This window comes from Streptomyces sp. NPDC003456, from assembly GCF_042878735.1.
Classification (GTDB): Bacteria; Actinomycetota; Actinomycetes; order Streptomycetales; family Streptomycetaceae; genus Streptomyces.
In genome coordinates, this window is the sequence record NZ_JBIAOK010000009.1 from 135563 (window position 1) to 150768 (window position 15206).

At 71.1% G+C, this 15206-nt stretch carries 15 protein-coding genes; 8 read left to right on the forward strand and 7 right to left on the reverse strand.

Annotation, left to right across the window (positions count from 1 at the left end; genetic code table 11):
- The first annotated feature begins 81 nt into the window (after positions 1-81).
- Positions 82-2622: an FHA domain-containing protein gene (locus tag ACFYWG_RS32215; RefSeq protein WP_389204393.1), complete on the forward strand. Its 2541-nt coding sequence runs from the start codon at positions 82-84 to the stop codon at positions 2620-2622.
- 103 nt (positions 2623-2725) lie between these two features.
- Here ACFYWG_RS32215 and ACFYWG_RS32220 read toward each other — a convergent pair whose 3' ends face one another.
- The 3 genes from ACFYWG_RS32220 to ACFYWG_RS32230 form a co-directional block, all read right to left on the reverse strand.
- Complete coding sequence (locus ACFYWG_RS32220; RefSeq protein ID WP_383508773.1) at positions 2726-3463, reverse strand: transglycosylase SLT domain-containing protein; 738 nt, start codon at positions 3461-3463, stop codon at positions 2726-2728.
- Between the two features lie 365 nt (positions 3464-3828).
- Positions 3829-4959, reverse strand: coding sequence for an S-adenosylmethionine:tRNA ribosyltransferase-isomerase (locus ACFYWG_RS32225; RefSeq protein WP_383508770.1), 1131 nt, complete (start codon positions 4957-4959; stop codon positions 3829-3831).
- Entirely contained in the window at positions 4956-5654 is a 699-nt protein-coding gene (locus ACFYWG_RS32230) for an SDR family NAD(P)-dependent oxidoreductase (protein WP_389204394.1), read from the reverse strand. The genes ACFYWG_RS32225 and ACFYWG_RS32230 overlap by 4 nt, the downstream gene beginning before the upstream one ends.
- A 339-nt stretch (positions 5655-5993) precedes the next feature.
- On the opposite strand from ACFYWG_RS32230, the gene ACFYWG_RS32235 reads away from it, so the two are divergent.
- The 3 genes from ACFYWG_RS32235 (at position 5994) to ACFYWG_RS32245 (ending at position 8172) form a co-directional block, all read left to right on the forward strand.
- Positions 5994-7139 (forward strand): GAF domain-containing sensor histidine kinase, encoded by a 1146-nt coding sequence (locus tag ACFYWG_RS32235; RefSeq protein WP_376333238.1) that lies wholly within the window; start codon positions 5994-5996, stop codon positions 7137-7139.
- Positions 7132-7773 carry a response regulator gene (locus tag ACFYWG_RS32240; RefSeq protein WP_385419249.1) on the forward strand — a complete coding sequence of 214 codons (642 nt, stop codon included), beginning with the start codon at positions 7132-7134 and terminating at the stop codon, positions 7771-7773. The genes ACFYWG_RS32235 and ACFYWG_RS32240 overlap by 8 nt, the downstream gene beginning before the upstream one ends.
- A gap of 156 nt (positions 7774-7929) precedes the next feature.
- Entirely contained in the window at positions 7930-8172 is a 243-nt protein-coding gene (locus tag ACFYWG_RS32245; protein ID WP_030852293.1) for a chaplin, read from the forward strand.
- Between the two features lie 297 nt (positions 8173-8469).
- Here the strand turns inward: ACFYWG_RS32245 and ACFYWG_RS32250 are convergent, their stop codons facing one another.
- Positions 8470-9255: a hypothetical protein gene (locus tag ACFYWG_RS32250; RefSeq protein ID WP_383508761.1), complete on the reverse strand. Its 786-nt coding sequence runs from the start codon at positions 9253-9255 to the stop codon at positions 8470-8472.
- 161 nt (positions 9256-9416) lie between these two features.
- Between ACFYWG_RS32250 and ACFYWG_RS32255 the strand changes: the two genes are divergently transcribed.
- From ACFYWG_RS32255 to ACFYWG_RS32265, 3 genes are all read left to right on the forward strand, one after another.
- Positions 9417-10214 carry an ABC transporter ATP-binding protein gene (locus ACFYWG_RS32255; protein ID WP_376333247.1) on the forward strand — a complete coding sequence of 266 codons (798 nt, stop codon included), beginning with the start codon at positions 9417-9419 and terminating at the stop codon, positions 10212-10214.
- A gap of 93 nt (positions 10215-10307) precedes the next feature.
- Entirely contained in the window at positions 10308-10739 is a 432-nt protein-coding gene (locus ACFYWG_RS32260; RefSeq protein ID WP_383508757.1) for an NfeD family protein, read from the forward strand.
- A gap of 124 nt (positions 10740-10863) precedes the next feature.
- Complete coding sequence (locus ACFYWG_RS32265) at positions 10864-11823, forward strand: SPFH domain-containing protein (protein ID WP_389204396.1); 960 nt, start codon at positions 10864-10866, stop codon at positions 11821-11823.
- Positions 11824-11885: 62 nt separating this feature from the next.
- Here ACFYWG_RS32265 and ACFYWG_RS32270 read toward each other — a convergent pair whose 3' ends face one another.
- The 3 genes from ACFYWG_RS32270 to ACFYWG_RS32280 form a co-directional block, all read right to left on the reverse strand.
- A complete protein-coding gene (locus ACFYWG_RS32270; RefSeq protein ID WP_376333255.1) occupies positions 11886-12392 on the reverse strand; it encodes an HNH endonuclease in 507 nt (168 codons plus the stop codon).
- 213 nt (positions 12393-12605) lie between these two features.
- On the reverse strand, positions 12606-13145 hold the full coding sequence (locus ACFYWG_RS32275) for a YbhB/YbcL family Raf kinase inhibitor-like protein (protein WP_383511904.1): 540 nt from the start codon (positions 13143-13145) through the stop codon (positions 12606-12608).
- A gap of 52 nt (positions 13146-13197) precedes the next feature.
- The gene (locus tag ACFYWG_RS32280) at positions 13198-13980 is read right to left on the reverse strand and encodes a sporulation protein (RefSeq protein WP_376333261.1); all 783 of its coding nucleotides are present in this window, start codon (positions 13978-13980) and stop codon (positions 13198-13200) included.
- A gap of 144 nt (positions 13981-14124) precedes the next feature.
- Here ACFYWG_RS32280 and ACFYWG_RS32285 point away from each other — a divergent pair, with 144 nt between their 5' ends.
- Positions 14125-14766, forward strand: a complete 642-nt coding sequence (locus ACFYWG_RS32285) for a DNA-3-methyladenine glycosylase (RefSeq protein ID WP_383511907.1) — start codon at positions 14125-14127, stop codon at positions 14764-14766.
- The last annotated feature ends 440 nt before the right edge of the window (positions 14767-15206 follow it).

Below are 15206 nucleotides of genomic sequence, written 5' to 3' on the forward strand. Positions count from 1 at the left end.
GAAATAGTTCCCCCCGATGTTCGACATCCCTAGACTCCCCATGTCGGGGGTAACTCGGGGGACAACTCAGTGGGGCATGGAGTGCCGGAACTCGTACTGGAATCAAACGGACGCACCTGGACGCTCGATCCGTCCAGGGCATACACCCTCGGACGTGATCCGCAGGGGGACGTCGTCTTCGACGACGCCAGGGTCTCCTGGCGTCACGCCACGGTCAGCTTCAACGGCCGCAGTTGGGTCATCGAGGACCACGGAAGCACCAACGGCACGTTCGTGCAGGGGCAGCGCATCCACCAGCTGGAGCTGGGTCCCGGCTCGGCGGTCAACCTGGGCAACGCGACCGACGGCCCGCGCCTGAACCTGTCCGGCGCCGCGGCCTCCGTCGCCACGCCGCAGACCCAGCCCCAGCAGCAGCCGTACGCCGCGCAGGGCGCGGGAGCGGGCTGGGCGCAGCAGGCCAACGGCCCGCAGCAGCCGCCCCAGCAGGCCGCGCCGCACCAGCAGGCCCCGCAGGCCGGCTGGCAGCAGCCGCAGCAGGCCTCGCACATCCCGCAGCAGCAGGGCCCCGGCGGTGTCGCGGGGGCACCGCCGGTCCACGGCGACCGCAGCCCGACGACGTTCCACCAGTTCTCCCTCGGCCGCGTGATGCGCATCGGCCGTGCCCTGGACAACGAGTTGGTCGTCTCGGACCTGCAGGTCTCGCGGCACCACGCCGAGTTCCACGCCACGCCCGACGGCCGCATGGAGATCCGTGACCTCGGCTCCCACAACGGCACCTACGTCAACGGCCTGCCCATCGCCAAGGGCGGCGCGCAGGTGCTCGGCCCGACCGACATCGTCGGCGTCGGCCACTCGACGTTCCGGATCGTCGGCGACCGGCTCGAGGAGTTCGTCGACACCGGTGAGGTGTCCTTCTCCGCCCGCCACCTGACCGTCACGGTCGACGGCGGCAAGCAGATCCTGAAGGACGTCTCCTTCGGTGTCCCGGAGAAGTCGCTGATCGCGGTCATCGGCCCGTCCGGCTCCGGCAAGTCCACCCTGCTCAAGGCGCTGACCGGTTACCGCCCCGCCAACCAGGGCGAGGTGCTCTACGACAACCGGAACCTGTACAAGCAGTTCGCCGAGCTGCGCCAGCGCATCGGTCTGGTCCCGCAGGACGACATCCTGCACAAGGAGCTGACCGTCAAGAAGGCCCTCAAGTACGCGGCCAAGCTGCGCTTCCCCGCCGACACCACGGCGGCCGAGCGCGAGGCCCGCATCGACGAGGTGCTGCGCGAGCTCAAGCTCGACATCCACAAGGACAAGAAGGTCACGTCCCTGTCCGGCGGCCAGCGCAAGCGCGTCTCGGTCGCCCTGGAGCTGCTCACCAAGCCGTCGCTGATCTTCCTGGACGAGCCCACCTCGGGCCTCGACCCGGGCATGGACCGCGACGTCATGCAGCTGCTGCGCGGCCTCGCCGACGACGGCCGCACGGTCCTCGTCGTCACGCACTCGGTGGCCGAGCTGGCCCTGTGCGACAAGCTGCTGGTGATGGCGCCCGGCGGTTCGGTGGCCTACTTCGGCCCGCCGGAGGAGGCGCTGAACTTCTTCGGCTACGACACCTGGGCCGACGTGTTCTCCGCCTTCGAGAACTACCGCGACTACGACTGGGCGGGCCGCTGGAAGGGCTCGCAGCACTACCAGATGTACGCCGCGGACATCGACGCCGTCGCGCCGCAGTCCGTACAGGTTCCGCCCATGCAGGCGATGAAGCCGCCGAAGCCGCAGGGGTGGATGTCCCAGTTCGTGACGCTGGTCCGGCGCTACGTGTCGGTGATCGCGTCCGACAAGGGCTTCCTGGCGCTGATGGTGATCCTGCCGGCCGTGCTCGGCGCGGTGAGCCTGCTCATCGACGCCGACAAGGGCCTGCTGCCCAACCCCGCCAACCCGCAGACCGGACGGATCATCCCGAACGGCACGGCGACGACGGTCCTGCTGATCCTCGCCGTCGGCGCCTGCTTCGCCGGTGCGGCGAACTCCGTGCGTGAGCTGATCAAGGAACGGGTCATCTACGAGCGGGAGCGCGCGACCGGCTTGTCCCGCTCGGCCTACCTGATGTCGAAGGTCTTCGTGCTCGGCATGATCACCGTGCTGCAGGGCCTGCTCGTCGGCGTCATCGGCTTCTCCAGCCGGGAGATCCCCGAGGAGGGCCTGATCTTCGGCAGCGCCACGCTGCTGGAGCTGTCCGTGCCGATCATGGCGCTGGGCTTCACGTCGATGATGTTCGGCCTGATCATCTCGTCGCTGGTGAAGACCGCCGAGAAGACCATGCCGCTGCTGGTGATGTTCGCGATCATCCAGGTCGTCTTCACGGGCTGCCTGTTCGCGCTGCACGGCTCGATCGGCGTCAACCAGTTCTCGTTCCTGATGCCGTCGCGCTGGGCGGTCGCCGCCTCCGGTGCCACGCTGGACTTCAACAAGATCAGCCCGCCCGAGACGGCCGGTGACACGGACCCGCTGTGGGAGCACACGGCCGGGGCCTGGGTCATGGACATGGGCGCGCTGCTCGCGCTCGGCGTGGTCTGCGGCTTCTTCGTGGCCCGCTTCCTGCGCCGCCACGAGCCCGAGGTCATGCGCAAGTAGTACGGGCGGTCACCGCTCCGCGGCGCCCGAAGGGCGGCACCCCGTCAGGAGGGTGCCGCCCTTCGGCGTTCGTTCAGCGAAGCAGAGAGGTCCCGCGCCGGCCTCAGTACGCGCTGTTGACGTTGTCCATCGAGCCGTACTTGTCGGCCGCGTAGTTGCAGGCGGCGGTGATGTTGGCTACCGGGTCGTAGATGTCCCAGGAGGTGCCGGGGACGTGCCAGTGCGCGAAGGTCGGCGGGATGACCTGCAGCAGGCCCTTCGAGGGGATGCCGTTGATGGCGTTGATGTCCCAGTTGTTGATCGCCCGCGGGTTGCCCGAGGACTCCCGGATGATGTTGCGCTTGATGCCGTCGTAGGAGCCGGGGATCCCGTGCTTCTTCATGATGTCGAGCGACTCGCGGATCCAGCCGTCGAGGTTGTTCGGGTAGCTCTTCTTGACGGCGGCACGCTTGGCGTCGCGGCTCGCGGCCTCCTTGGCCTTGCGTGCGGCCTCGGCCTTCTTGGCGGCCGCGGCGGCGGCCTTCTGCTTGGCCGCGGCGGCGGCCTTCTTCTTGGCCGCGGCGGCGGCCTCGGCCTTCTGCTTGGCCGCGATCTGCTCCGCCTTCAGGCTGGCACCGGCCATCTGGTCGGTGACGCTCGCCTTGACGTCCTTGATCTGCTGGGTGCTGTACGCCACAGCAGCCGGCTGAGCGGCCTCGGTCGTGGTCTTCGTCGAAGCACCGCTCGGCACCGCGGAGAACCCGATGGCGGCAGCACCCAGGGTGGCGACACCGGCCATGGCGATCTTGTGGTGACGGGTCAGGCTCGGACTCTGAACACGGCTGAAGATGTTCTTGGGCATGCTGAGTGGACCTCTTCGAATAGCGCGGGAGTCGCTCGGCGTCCGGCGTTGGACTCGGTGTGTTTCCGACACGAACGCCGCGGGGAAGAACCCACGGCGCTGAGCGACGTCGCCAATTCTTAGCGGCCGCAAAATGGCGTGGCAAAGGTGTGACGTACGAAAGAAGATAGTGGATCAGGGAGGGGTAAACCGGGTCAGATGGGACTGTCTGGGCCGCTCAAAAGGGGCGGCTTTGTCTCCTACGCCCTTTCGTACGTGACGTGGGCCCTATGCGCGGGCTCACACCGGGCGGCCCCCGTTCTCACGCCCCGTTGCACGAGCGATGCTCAGCGTGAGGGGGCCCCGGGGCCTCCCCCGGGGCCGGGTCACCGCAGCAGCAGATGCACGTCGCCGAACTCGTGCCACAGGTACCGGTGCTCGAGCGCCGCCCCGTAACCCCGCTCGACCGCGGTGCGCCCCGCGACCGCCCGCAGCATCAGCAGGTGCGAGGCCTCCGGCTCGTGCAGTCCGGTCAGCAGCCCGTCCACCACGCGCACCCCGCGCTCCGGCGTGACGACGAGGTCCGTCCACCCCGCACGCGCGCGTACCCTCCCGTCGGCGTCCGCCGCCGACTCCACGGCCCGCACCGCCGTCGTCCCGACCGCCACGACCCTGCCCCCGGCGGCCCTGGCCGCGTCGATCAGCCGTGCCGAGGTCTCCGGCACCGCGAAGCGCTCCGGGTAGGGCGGCTCGTGCGCCTCCGCCGAGGCCACACCCGTGTGCAGGGTGATCGGCGCGAACTGCACCCCCCGGCTCACCAGCTCCGTCACCACCCGCGCGGTGAAGGGCCGCGCCGCACTCGGCATCTCCGCACTGCCCGACCCGTCCGCGCGGGGCAGCGCGAACACCGTCTGGTACACGGACAGGGGCTGGTCCCGCTCGGTGTACGCGTAGCGGATCGGCCGCCCGTACTCCCGCAGCAGCCCCGGCACCGGGTCCGCCCGCTCCCCACCCGCCGGCTCCAGCCCGCCCGCCGGCTCCCCGGCCGGGTCCAGCCCACCCGGGGCCGCTCCGTCCTCCTGCCCTCCGGACACACGCGTCCACCACAGTCGCTCGCTGCGCGCGCTCAGCGGCTCCTCCAGCACGAGCCGCGTCCCGCCCGGCAGCCGCACCTGAGTACCCGCGGGCGCACCCGCACGCGCGCGCGTGGTCCCCCGCCCGTCCGGTTCCCGCAGCTCCACCGCCCAGCGGCCGTCGTCGCCACGGGTGGAGAAGTGCACCACCACGCGCGCGTCCCCGATCCGCCCGTCGACCGCCGCGGCCAGCGTCGGCGAGGTGTTGACCACCAGCAGATCCCCGGCACGCAGCAGCCCCGGCAGCTCCCGGAAGGCGTGATGCGCCACCTCGGCACCCCGGGACACCAGCATCCGTACGCCGTCCCGGTCCAGCCCCGGCCTCCGCTGCTCCACCGGCACCCGCGCCGACAGCTCCTCCGGCACCCGTACCGCGAGCGTCATCGCACCCCTTCCGCCAGAGCCGCGGCCCCGTACCGCCCGCTGGCCGGCCGCTCGTCCAGCAGCCGCAGGAAGCCGGGCACCACCCGGGCCGGCTCCGGCCGCGGATCCCGGTCGTCCGGTACGGCCGCCGTATAGAGGTCGGTGGCCATGTCACCGGGGTCGACCGCCCAGACCCGAAGCCGCGGCTCCTCCACGGCGAGGACCGCCGCCAAGTGGTCCAGCGCCGCCTTGGACGCCCCGTAGCCGCCCCACGTCTCGTACGCCTCGACCGCCGCGTCCGAGCTGACCGCCACGACGGCACCGGCCTCCGAGGCCCGCAGCAGCGGCAGCGCCTCCTGGACGAGACCCAGGGCCGCGACCAGGTTCACCTCCAGGGCCCGCCGCATTCCCTCCAGCGGCAGTTCCTCCAGCCGCACCAGCGGCTCGGCGCCCAGGGCGCTGGCGTTGTGCACCAGCAGGTCGACCCCGCCCAGCCGCCACGCCGCCGCGACCAGCTCCGCCCGGTGCCCGGGGTCGGTGACGTCCCCGGGCAGGGCCGTCACACGCGTGCCGTGCGCGGAGAGCGCCTGCGCCGCCTCCGCCAGCGCCTCGGCGCTCCTGGCGTCGAGGACCAGGTCCCAGCCCCGCCCGGCCAGGGACTGCGCCAATGCCCGGCCCAGTCCCTTCGAGGCACCCGTGATGATCGCCACCGGCATGATCCGCTCCCTCGTCGTGATCGAAGTCGATCGAAGTGCCCTCAACGTAGGAACGCGGCGGCCCGCCCCACCTCCGCCCCGGGCCGCAATCCACCGGGTCCCTTGGCCGTAGACCTCAAGCCCGCGGCCCACGGACCCAGGCCCCCCTTGCCCGACCCCCGGGGGCACACAGCCCGCCGCCCCGGACCTACGCCCTGCCCGTACGTCCTCCGCGCCCGACCCGCCCCCGGGCCCACGCCCCGCCCCGCGGTCTCGGCCCAGCGACCTAGGCCCAGCGGCCCGGCCGGCGCCGCCGCCGGTCCGATCCGCGACGTCACAGCGCGCCGGTACCGTGAGGACATGAGTCACGGCCCCCGGTCCGGCCTCGCCGCGGTGAGCTCCGCGCTGCTGGCCATGAGCAGGCACCTCGAGGTGCGCGACGTCCTCAAGACGATCGTCGCCTCGGCCCGTGAGCTGCTCGACGCGCAGTACGCCGCGCTCGGCGTGCCGGACGACCACGGGGGCTTCGCCCAGTTCGTCGTCGACGGCGTCAGCGAGGAGCAGTGGAAGGCCATCGGCCCCCTGCCGCGCCAGCACGGCATCCTCGCCGCGATGCTGCACGAGGCCCGGGCCGAGCGCCTGGCGGACGTCCGCAAGGACCCCCGCTTCGAGGGCTGGCCGAAGGCCCACCCGGACCTGGTCGACTTCCTGGGCCTGCCGATCCGCGACGGCGACGAGGTCATCGGAGCCCTGTTCCTCGCCAACAAGAACTGCCCCAAGCCGGAGGGCAGTTGCGGCTTCACCCAGGACGACGAGGAACTGCTCGGCATCCTCGCCCAGCACGCCGCGATCGCCCTCACCAACGCCCGCCTGTACGAACGCAGCCGCGAGCTCACGATCGCCGAGGAGCGCTCACGGCTCGCCCACGAACTGCACGACGCGGTCAGCCAGAAGCTGTTCTCCCTGCGCCTGACCGCCCAGGCCGCGGCCCGCCTGGTGGACCGCGACCCCTCCCGCGCCAAGGGCGAGCTGCAGCAGGTGGCGGCGCTGGCCGCCGAGGCGGCGGACGAACTGCGCGCCGCCGTGGTCGAGTTGAGGCCGGCCGCACTCGACGAGGACGGTCTGGTCGCCACCCTGCGCACCCAGATCCAGGTCCTCGACCGCGCCCACAGCGCCCGCGTCACCTTCACCGGCCACGGCGTCAAGGCCCTGCCCGCCTCCCAGGAGGAGGCCGTGCTGCGGGTCGCCCAGGAAGCGCTGCACAACGCCCTGCGCCACTCGGGCGCCGACCACGTCGACGTCACGCTGGAGCGGCACGGCGGGGGAGCGGTGCTGCGGGTGACCGACGACGGCAGCGGATTCGACCCGGGCGCGGTCCGCCGCGCCGGCCGTCACCTCGGGCTGGTGTCGATGCGGGACCGGGCGAGCGGCGCCGGCGGCACGCTCACCGTGGAATCGGCGCCCGGCAAGGGCACCACGATCGAGATGGAGGTCCCCGGTGGCTGACGCAATCAGGGTGCTGCTCGTCGACGACCACCAGGTGGTCCGCCGGGGGCTGCGCACCTTCCTCGAAGTGCAGGACGACATCGAGGTCGTCGGTGAGGCCGCGGACGGCGCCGAAGGAGTGGACCGCGCCGAGGAACTGCGGCCCGACGTCATCCTCATGGACGTCAAGATGCCGGGCATGGACGGGGTCGACGCCCTGCGCAGACTCCGCGAGCTCGACAACCCCGCGCGCGTGCTCGTCGTCACCAGCTTCACCGAGCAGCGCACGGTCGTCCCGGCCCTGCGCGCGGGCGCCGCCGGGTACGTCTACAAGGACGTCGACCCCGACGCGCTCGCCGGTGCCATCCGCTCCGTCCACGCCGGGCACATCCTCCTCCAGCCCGAGGTGGCCGGCGCCCTGCTCTCCCAGGAGGAGGCCAACTCCGGCCCGGGCAGGGCGGGTTCCCTCACCGAGCGGGAGCGCGAGGTGCTCGGCCTGATAGCGGACGGGCGCTCCAACCGGGAGATCGCCCGCGCCCTCGTCCTGTCCGAGAAGACCGTCAAGACCCACGTCTCGAACATCCTCATGAAGCTCGACCTGGCCGACCGGACCCAGGCGGCGCTGTGGGCCGTCCGCCACGGGGTGACCGGGTGACACGCTCCCTCCGCGAGGACCCGGACGGTTGCGTTCCGGACTGAGATTCATACTGTCGTGGGAACGTCCCCCGGATGGCGCATCCTCGGGGGATCCTCGCCGTTCTCCAGTGCGTGCTGCGGCGCCTGCCGCGGCAATCGCTAGGAGGGCTCAGAAGTGAAGAACCTGAAGAAGGCAGCGGCCGTGACGATGGTGACGGGTGGCCTGCTGGCCGCGGGCGCGGGCATGGCCTCCGCCACCAGCGCGCACGCCGACGGCCAGGCCGTGGGCTCCCCGGGCGTCGGCTCGGGCAACGTCGTCCAGGCCCCGGTGCACGTGCCGGTCAACGTCTCCGGCAACAGCGTGAACGTCGTGGGCATCCTGAACCCGGCCTTCGGCAACCTCGCCGTCAACCACTGACGCACCGCCTCCGTCTCCGAGCCGGAGGTGACCCCGGCCTCCCGGCCCCACCCGGGAGGCCGGCCGGTTCCGCCGCCGATGCCCGGGCCGCCCGGGTCCGCACGGGCGAGCACGGAGGGCACCCCCTGCTCGAAGAGCCCGGGGAGGCACCCCGCCGCGCCGGTCTGCGCACTCACCCCACCGGGGCGCAGCCGCGAGGGTCGGACACCCCCCGGGAGGGTCAACGAACCCCCGCCGCGCGGTCCTGCACACCCACCCCACCCGGGCGGCAACCCCGAGCGCCGGACACCCTCCGGGTCAGCGAACCCCCCGTTCCCGCTCCTCCACCACGGAGTTGTACGCCGCGACCTGCGCCCGCCGGGCCGTCCGCTCCACCGGCCGCAGCGCCTCGCGCCGCGCCGCGATCTCCGACGCGCTCACCGCACCGCCGTGCCCGGCCTCGGTCGCCACGGAGATGAGCGTCCCCACCCGCTGCGCCAGCTCCAGCACCCGCACCGCGCGCGGCGGATACCCCGGCGCCAGCACCTCCCGCCCCCGCTCGGCCCGCGCCCGGTACGCGTCGACGGCCGCCTCGGCCACCGGCCCCGACCCGGCCACGTCCAGCCGCGTCAGCACCTCGGTCGCCTCCCGCAGGGCCTCCGCCAGCTCCCGCTCGGCCTCACCCAGCGACGGCACGTCCGCCGGCGGAGCCTCCCGCACGGGCAGCACATGCCACACCACCTCGTCCCGCACATGCTCGGGCCCGGCCTCGTACACGTCCGGCACCAGCCCGTAGGGCGCCCCGTGGCAGACCACCGCCTCCTCGGCCTCCAGCGCCCGCGCGTTGAACTCCGGCGGCCCGCTCAGACCCAGCGGATGCCCCGGCGCCGGCAGCGCCACCCGCAACCCGGTCACCCCGAGGCGGCGCAGCCGCCCCAGCGCGAGCGTCAGCCCGACCTGGCCCGACTCGTCCGGCAGTCCCGCCACCCGGTGCACCGCGTCCTCGCCGACGATGGCGAGCACCGCGTCATCCGGAGAGACAAGTCCGGCCAAAAGGGCGTTTCCCCAAGCCGCGAGGCGCCCGGCACGTGGTTCAGCAAGCATGCCTCCACCCTAGGACCCCTCAAGGACCGGACCGAGGCAATGCCCCGGTCGGCCGGTGGCGTAGATTTCATGGAGGGCTGCGCCCACCGGCGCGGCGGACCGAGCCACAGGCGTACGCGACAGCCGAGACCGGCCACACTGCAAGGGGAGACAACGCGCTCATGAGCGATGTTCTGGAGCTTCAGGACGTATCCGTGGTCCGCGAGGGCCGGGCTCTGGTGGACCAGGTCTCCTGGTCGGTCAAGGAGGGCGAGCGCTGGGTCATCCTCGGCCCGAACGGCGCCGGCAAGACCACCCTCCTGAACCTCGCTTCCACCTACCTCTACCCGAGCGCGGGCACCGCCACGATCCTCGGCGAGACCCTCGGCCGCCCCGGCACCGACGTCTTCGAGCTGCGCCCCCGCATCGGCATGGCCGGCATCGCCATGACCGAGAAGCTCCCCAAGCGCCAGACCGTCCTCGAAACGGTCCTGACCGCCGCGTACGGCATGACCGCCACCTGGAACGAGGACTACGAGGAGATCGACGAGCAGCGCGCCCGCGCCTTCCTCGACCGGCTCGGCATGAGCGACTACCTGGAGCGCCGCTTCGGCACCCTCTCCGAGGGCGAGCGCAAGCGCACCCTCATCGCCCGCGCCCTGATGACCGACCCCGAGCTGCTCCTCCTCGACGAGCCCGCCGCGGGCCTCGACCTCGGCGGCCGCGAGGACCTCGTCCGCCGCCTCGGCCGCCTCGCCCGCGACCCCATCGCCCCCTCGATGCTCATGGTCACCCACCACGTCGAGGAGATCCCGCCGGGCTTCACCCACGTCCTCATGATCCGCCAGGGCAAGGTCCTCGCCGCCGGCCCGCTGGAGCTGGAGCTCACCTCCCGCAACCTCTCCCTCTGCTTCGGCCTCCCGCTCGTCGTCGAGCAGTCCGGCGAGCGCTGGACCGCCCAGGGCCTCCCGCTGTCCTGACGTACCCGCGCACCGCGCAAATCACCGGGCAGGAACGGGATTTCACCACGGGCGCCCTGTCGGCGACCGGGCCCGCGGACCTACCATGACCACGTGGACATCGACGCATGGCTGTGGTGGCTCATCGGCGCGACGGCACTCGGCATCGCGCTCGTGGTCACCGCGATGCCCGAACTCGGCATGCTCGCGGTGGGCGCCGTCGCCGCCGCACTGACCACCGGCGTCTTCGGCGGCGGAGCCGTCGCCCAGGTCGTCGTCTTCGCCGTCGTCTCGACCGCGGGCATCGCCGTCGTACGCCCCATCGCGAACCGGCACCGCGCACAACGGCCCCAATTCGCCTCCGGGGTGGACGCGTTGAAAGGCCGGCAAGCCGTCGTCCTGGAACGCGTCGACGCCTCCGGCGGCCGGATCAAGCTCGCCGGCGAGGTCTGGTCGGCCCGCGCCCTCGACACCGGCCGCGCCTACGAAGTGGGCCAGGAAGTGGACGTCGTGGACATCGAGGGAGCCACCGCCGTCGTCATATGACCTCGCACGACGCAACTGGTGAGAACTCCTCGCGAGCTACGCGACGGTCTGTCAGACTCGACCAGCAAGATCAACCAAGGATCTTCCGAAGGCGCCGAGGCGGAGAAGGGTACGGGGAACGACGATGGAACCGGTCATCATCGTCCTGATCATTCTGGTGGTGTTGGTCTTCATCGCCCTGATCAAGACGATCCAAGTCATCCCGCAGGCCAGCGCGGCCATCGTCGAGCGCTTCGGCCGCTACACGCGGACACTCAACGCGGGCCTCAACATCGTCGTCCCGTTCATCGACACCATCCGCAACCGCATCGACCTGCGGGAGCAGGTCGTCCCGTTCCCGCCCCAGCCGGTGATCACCCAGGACAACCTGGTCGTCAACATCGACACCGTCATCTACTACCAGGTGACCGACGCCCGCGCCGCGACCTACGAAGTCGCCAGCTACATCCAGGCGATCGAGCAGCTCACCGTCACCACGCTCCGCAACATCATCGGCGGCATGGACCTGGAGCGGACCCTGACCTCCCGCGAGGAGATCAACGCGGCCCTGCGCGGCGTCCTCGACGAGGCCACCGGCAAGTGGGGCATCCGCGTCAACCGCGTGGAACTCAAGGCGATCGAGCCGCCCACCTCCATCCAGGACTCGATGGAGAAGCAGATGCGCGCCGACCGCGACAAGCGCGCCGCGATCCTCCAGGCCGAAGGCGTCCGCCAGTCGGAGATCCTGCGCGCCGAGGGCGAGAAGCAGTCCCAGATCCTGCGCGCCGAGGGTGAGGCCAAGGCCGCCGCCCTGCGCGCCGAGGGCGAGGCCCAGGCCGTCCGCACGGTCTTCGAGGCCATCCACGCCGGCGACCCCGACCAGAAGCTGCTCTCCTACCAGTACCTGCAGATGCTCCCGAAGATCGCCGAGGGCGACGCCAACAAGCTCTGGATCGTCCCCAGCGAGATCGGCGACGCCCTCAAGGGCCTGTCCGGCGCCATGGGCAACTTCGGCAACATCGGCGGAGGTTCCGGCGGCAACGGGGGCGCGTCCGCCGGCAGCGTCCCCACCCAGGAACGCCGCGAGAAGCCGTACATCGACTGAACCCGGCACCCACAGGAGAGGGGGCCCGCTTCCCGTGAAGCGGGCCCCCTCTCCTGTGACGGCTACGCCGCGGGCTGAGCCAGCCACTCCGGCAGCGCGTCGAAGTCGTCCTGCCCCAGCGCCAGCAGCATCGCGTCGGCCGGCGTCGGCTCGAACGGCTGCCGCAGCAGCGGCATCCCCGCCTCCTCCGGAGTCCGGTTCGCCTTACGGTGGTTGTCCACCGCGCAGGAGGCCACCGTGTTCAGCCAGGTGTCCTGCCCGCCCTGCGAGCGCGGCACCACGTGGTCCACGGTCGTCGCCCGCCGCCCGCAGTACGCGCACCTGTGCCGGTCCCGCACCAGCACACCCCGCCGCGACCACGGAGCACGTCTTCGGAACGGCACCCGTACGTACTGGCAGAGCCTGATCACCCGAGGCGCGGGTATGTCGACCGCCGCTCCCCGCATCCGCAGTTCGGGGTGGGCCTGCTCGACGACGGCCTTGTCCTGAAGCACCAGAACGACGGCTCGGTTCAGCGTCACCGTCGACAACGGCTCGAAGCTCGCGTTCAGTACCAGCGTGTCCCGCATACCAGCCCACCTCCCGTGTGCACCGGCCCACCCCCTGGCGGGCTGGGATCAACTCTGGCCGGGCACGCCGAGATGGACAACGCAATATCTGCTGCTCCCACGGGGGGTGACCCCCGCGACCCCCGGCAACAAGAAAATGCCCGCTCCTGATCAATTCCAATACCAGGAGCGGGCAAACGTCGTATGAACGCCGGGATGGCGCGGAAGCGGGGCTCAGCCCTCGGCGGGCACCTCGTACTCACCGATCAGCTGGGCCCGCCCGATCGTGTGGAACCGCAGGTTGAAACCGACGACGGCCGGCGATGCGTCCGCGTCCGGCCCCAGCTTCTCCTGGTCCACGGCGTACACCGTGAACACGTAGCGGTGCGGCCCGTCACCGGGCGGCGGCGCGGCCCCGCCGAAGTCCTTGCTCCCGTAGTCGTTACGGGCGTGCACGGCCCCCTCGGGAAGCCCTTCGAACGTGCCGCCGCCCGCACCCGCCGGCAGCTCCGTCACCGACACCGGGATGTCGAACAGCACCCAGTGCCAGAACCCGCTGCCCGTCGGGGCGTCCGGGTCGTAGCAGGTGACGGCGAAGCTCTTGGTCCCGGGCGGGAAGCCCTCCCACCGCAGCTGCGGAGAGGTGTTGCCGGCCGCTTGGACCTGAGCGTCCTTGAGCGTGGCGCCCTCACGGACGTCCTCGCTCGTCACCGTGAACGACGGCACGGGCGGATGGAAGTCGTGGGGGAGCGGCCGCCGCTTGAGCTCGGTCACCTCGGTACCTCCTGGATCGGTTGTGCGTGTCCGTCCGAGCCTAGAACCTGCCCTAGAACCAGTTGCGCTTGCTGCCCACCTCGGAGAGCCACTGGTTGAGGTACGCCGCCCAGTCGGTCCCCTGGTAGTCGTGCAGACCCACCTGGAAGGAACGGAAGGTGTCGCTGCCCTCGCTGAACAGCCCCGGCCTCTTGTCCATCTCGAGCACCACGTCCATGGCGTGCTGATCGGCCACGAAGCTCAGCTCGACCTGGTTCAGCCCCCGGTACTGCTGCGGCGGGTAGAACTCGATCTCCTGGTAGAACGGCAGCTTCTGCCGCGTGCCCCGGATGACACCGCGCTCCAGGTCGGCGTTCTTGAAGCGGAAGCCGAGCTGGATGAACGCGTCCAGGATCGCCTTCTGCGCCGGCAGCGGGTGCACGTTGATCGGGTCCAGGTCACCGGAGTCCACGGCACGCGCGATCTCCAGCTCGGTCGTGACACCGATGTTCATGCCCCGCAGCGTCTGCCCGTCGATCGTCGTGATCGGCGTCTCCCACGGGATCTCCAGCCCGAACTGCACCGCGTGCACCGCGTTCGCCTGGAGCTCGAACGCACCGCCCAGCCGCGACTTCGTGAACTCGATGTCCTGCTTGTACTCCTGGTCGCCGCTCTCGACCTCGACCTTGGCCTGCAGCCCGACCGAGAGCCCCTCGATCTGCTGGTTGACGGACCCGCCCTGGATACGCACCTCACCCTGGACGACACCGCCCGGGACGACGTTGACCTCGTGCAGCACCGTCTCGACCGAAGCCCCGCCGGCCCCCAGGCTCGCGAGCAGCTTCTTGAACGCCATGTCTCTCCCTCTCGCCCACTACGGGTGGATCCTTGATCCCTACAAACGCTCTCCGGCCACGGCCGGTTCCATGTCCCACCCTGGCAAGAGCCGGTGCCGACGGCCACCCCGTGGCCGGGCCCGCCTCCAGTACCCTCGGACGGCATGATCGCGAGCCCCGACCGTACGCCCCTGCCCAGGGAGTTCTTCGACCGGCCCGTCCTCGAGGTCGCCCCCGACCTGCTCGGCCGCATCCTCGTCCGCGACACCCCGGACGGCCCGATCGCCCTCCGCCTCACAGAGGTGGAGGCGTACGACGGTGAGAACGACCCCGGCTCCCACGCCTACCGCGGCCGCACGGCCCGCAACGCGGTGATGTTCGGCCCGCCCGGTCACGTGTACGTCTACTTCACCTACGGCATGTGGTTCTGCATGAACCTGGTGTGCGGCCCCGAGGGCAGGTCGAGCGCGGTCCTGCTGCGCGCCGGCGAGATCGTCGAGGGCGCCGAGCTCGCCCGCACCCGTCGGCTCTCGGCCCGCAACGACAAGGAACTGGCCAAAGGCCCCGCCCGGCTCGCGACGGCCCTGGACGTGGACCGCTCCCTCGACGGCACGGACGCCTGCACCACCGGGGACACCCCGCTCCGCATCCTGACCGGCGCCCCGGTCCCCTCCCACCAGGTACGCAACGGACCGCGCACCGGAGTCTCCGGTGAAGGGGCCGTCCACCCCTGGCGCTTCTGGATCGCCGACGACCCGACGGTGAGCCCCTACCGGGCCCATGTCCCGAGGCGGCGCCGAAGTTGACTCGCCCCTGGAGGGTGCGTAAGGTAGTCCGAGCCGCTTGAGCCGGACAGGGCGATCGCCCGGAGCCGAAGCGGCCAAACCAACTACCTAGCGACTCCCCCTCAGCAGGGGCGAATTCGACGTGCTTGCATGTCTGAATTCGGCGCCGAAAGACTCGATTATGAGTTGGACGGGGAATCGGCTAACGTAGTGAATGTCGAAAGGCCGACGAGCGAAAGCCCGGGGCCGATGGCAAATCCCGCCGACAGGGAATCGGATCGAAAAGGATCTGATAGAGTCGGAAACGCAAGACCGAAGGGAAGCGCCCGGAGGAAAGCCCGAGAGGGTGAGTACAAAGGAAGCGACCGTTCCTTGAGAACTCAACAGCGTGCCAAAAGTCAACGCCAGATATGTTGATACCCCGTCCATCGGACAACCGATGGTCGAGGTTCCTTTGAAAA

Coding starts and splice junctions, on each gene's coding strand:
- ACFYWG_RS32220 (WP_383508773.1), bottom strand. CDS start 3,463: ATGCCCAAGAACATCTTCAGCCGTGTTCAGAGTCCGAGCCTGACCCGT.
- ACFYWG_RS32225 (WP_383508770.1), bottom strand. CDS start 4,959: ATGACGCTCGCGGTACGGGTGCCGGAGGAGCTGTCGGCGCGGGTGCCG.
- ACFYWG_RS32230 (WP_389204394.1), bottom strand. CDS start 5,654: ATGCCGGTGGCGATCATCACGGGTGCCTCGAAGGGACTGGGCCGGGCA.
- ACFYWG_RS32235 (WP_376333238.1), top strand. CDS start 5,994: ATGAGTCACGGCCCCCGGTCCGGCCTCGCCGCGGTGAGCTCCGCGCTG.
- ACFYWG_RS32250 (WP_383508761.1), bottom strand. CDS start 9,255: ATGCTTGCTGAACCACGTGCCGGGCGCCTCGCGGCTTGGGGAAACGCC.
- ACFYWG_RS32255 (WP_376333247.1), top strand. CDS start 9,417: ATGAGCGATGTTCTGGAGCTTCAGGACGTATCCGTGGTCCGCGAGGGC.
- ACFYWG_RS32265 (WP_389204396.1), top strand. CDS start 10,864: ATGGAACCGGTCATCATCGTCCTGATCATTCTGGTGGTGTTGGTCTTC.
- ACFYWG_RS32270 (WP_376333255.1), bottom strand. CDS start 12,392: ATGCGGGACACGCTGGTACTGAACGCGAGCTTCGAGCCGTTGTCGACG.
- ACFYWG_RS32280 (WP_376333261.1), bottom strand. CDS start 13,980: ATGGCGTTCAAGAAGCTGCTCGCGAGCCTGGGGGCCGGCGGGGCTTCG.
- ACFYWG_RS32285 (WP_383511907.1), top strand. CDS start 14,125: ATGATCGCGAGCCCCGACCGTACGCCCCTGCCCAGGGAGTTCTTCGAC.